Annotated in this window: 2 protein-coding genes; both read right to left on the bottom strand. The window is 50.5% G+C overall.

Annotation, left to right across the window (positions count from 1 at the left end):
- Positions 1 to 722, bottom strand: a 722-nt coding sequence (locus C6H66_RS25090; RefSeq protein WP_146111147.1) for a VRR-NUC domain-containing protein, incomplete at its 3' end; no start/stop codon positions are given.
- Positions 723 to 724: 2 nt separating this feature from the next.
- Positions 725 to 2,587, bottom strand: a 1,863-nt coding sequence (tssI, locus tag C6H66_RS25095; RefSeq protein ID WP_105397056.1) for a type VI secretion system tip protein TssI/VgrG, incomplete at its 5' end; no start/stop codon positions are given.

The following is a 2,587-nucleotide window of genomic DNA, read 5'->3' on the forward strand; positions in this document are numbered from 1 at the left end:
CCGGACGGTAGCGGGGCCAGTGGGATGGGATTTTTATAGTGTTGAGAACCGGGCTGATAAAGTTTTCGCCACGCTTCATCATACTGTTTTTGTTCTTCTGTGCGGTTATCGCTGATACGCATTACACCAAAGCGGTCTTCGGTTGCAATCTGGATGTAATCTATTTCTTGATCTTCGGCAAGTTTATCACCCGGAAATTTCACTTCAATCAACATCTTTAAATTATCAGGGTGCACAGAACCATCAAAGTAGGTGGCATTTCTGCCCGGCCAGCGGAGAGTTTCATCTTTAACCAGAATAATATCGGGCCGACGGATACCAACAACCCCAAATTTTTCTACATCGTCGGCAGAAGGCCGGGCGAACGGATTACTGGATTGCGGTAAATTATCGCCATAACGCTGCTTAGAGTCTTGGCTAGTTGCCAGCATGGGTAAGGGGACATCTTGCTCTCCTCGGATAGCAAACACCACTTCCGCTTTATAAGACCACAGAACGTCATGCTTAAGTTCCTCAACCTTAATCAACCCACTCATAATAATTTGATTAAGAAAGCGAATGACTCCCTGTTTGGTGATAATCATTGCCGGCAGACGCAGGGCATATTCGGCTTTTCTCGCCAGATAACAGGGATCTTCATCGGCGGGAAAGACGCCTATTTCCATCGTACAGTTAATTGAGGTGACAGCCGGGCACATCTTGCCACTGTTGGATATTGCCATATTTATTTCTCCGTAAATTCCATCACATGCTCTACCGGTGTGTTATCACTGGCCTGATATAAGGTTTGCTTCGGTTTCGGTGAGGCTTCCGGCGAACTCAGTTGTAGATTTTCTTCGGCCTCACTCCGTACAGTCATCGTTCTGCCCAGCCCATCGGTTTTACCGGAAAGAGTCTGACCGCCAGCGGTGGTAATGGTATAGCGGGTATGCGCCAGGGGTTTACCGCTCTGTTCACTGAGCAAGGTATAGCGAGCGGAGTAGTCAAACAGCGCGCCGGCGGATTTTCTTCCTGTCACATGGTCAGTCATGGTGATGCTGACCCCTTCGATACGAATATTCCCCATCGGGTCAATAACTATCTGTCCGCCTGCGTTTCCAATGATGATTTGCCCGCTTTCCGAGTGCATTGTGATATGTTTACCCACGGTAATTTGCTGGTTATCTTCGATGTTCAATTGATGGCTTTTACCAACGGAAACGACTTGCTGGCCTTTAATGGTCACCGTTTGATTTTGACCGACTTCAAGCGTCTGGCAGCCCTGCACCGCTTCATCATCCTCGTTTTTAATTATCGCCGCGCGGTTATGCGCCACTTCTGTTTGCTGGTCATGGCCTATCTGCGTGGTTTTATCCCAGAGGATCTGCGTTTTCATATTCCGTTGAGCATGAATAAACACTTCCTCGCTGCCTCTTTCATCCTCAAAACGCAGTTCATTAAATCCCTGTCCTCCGCGAGTCCGGGTTTTAAAGGTGGTACGGGTTTTCTCCAGCGGTAAATCAAGCGGCGGACGGTTGAGGCCATTGTAGGTACACCCCGTCACAATCGGGCGGTCGATATCGCCGTTGAGATAGCTGACTATCACCTCCTGCCCGACGCGCGGTATCGCCATAAAACCGAAACCGTTGCCGTTCCAGCCTTGTGCCACCCGTACCCAGCAAGACGCGAGGTCGTCCGCTTTATCGTAACGGTTCCAGTGGAAATGAATCCGTATCGCGCCGTGTTCGTTCACATAAATCTCTTCGCTTCCCGGCCCGACTACCGTGGCGACTTCATCACCGTCCGCCAGCGGTTTGTAGCGGTAAGGGGGCCGCCAGTCCTGTCGCCCCGGAATAAAGGCGACCTCGTTGGTCAGCGTGGTTCCTTCGCCGCCGTCGTCCGACGCGACTGGTTGCCACCCATAATGCGTGACAGACAGCACCTGCCAGCGGTCGTTCATGGCCTCTATGGGATGGGATTGCAGGGTAAAAATTTTGCCCGGACGCAGCCGGATACAGTTGGTTTTGGCGGTGCCGACTTTGCTGTAGTTTCGTAACTGTTCCAGCCGCAGTTGGGTAAACGGTTTTGCTTCCTCGTCCCACTGGAAACGGCCGTAACTTTCAAACACCGAGTTGTGTCCGCTATCGTCGGATTGCGTCTGATGCTCAAGCGAATATTTAGGGTTAAGAAAGTTATGGTCTTTCTGGACCGTGCCATTCGAACACAGGTATTCGCCATAACTCCACTGGTACGCGGTGGTGTCTGTCTCGTCCGTTTCAGGGTACGTATTGTAAGTCAGTTCGATATCCGCCTGCATGCCCAGGCGGCAATCACAGAACAACGTCTGTTTTTCCTCAAACCAGAAGATAATGCCCTCTTCCGCCGCCAGTCGGCACCAGAAATCATAGGCGGATTCGCGTTTTTGCGTGGTGTATTCCCGTTCGACATGGCGTTTATAGAGCGTATCGCGGGTAAATAAAATACGATGCTCTTTAAGCAGGATCGTTAAGATTTCCGGTACAGACTTTCGATGGAAAATACGGCTGTCCTGATTGAGCGTCATCAGCCACATTGTGGGGCGGACAGTGAAAATATAAAAAAGTSCGAC

The sequence above is a fragment of the Photorhabdus hindustanensis genome, from assembly GCF_002968995.1.
GTDB lineage: Bacteria > Pseudomonadota > Gammaproteobacteria > Enterobacterales > Enterobacteriaceae > Photorhabdus > Photorhabdus akhurstii.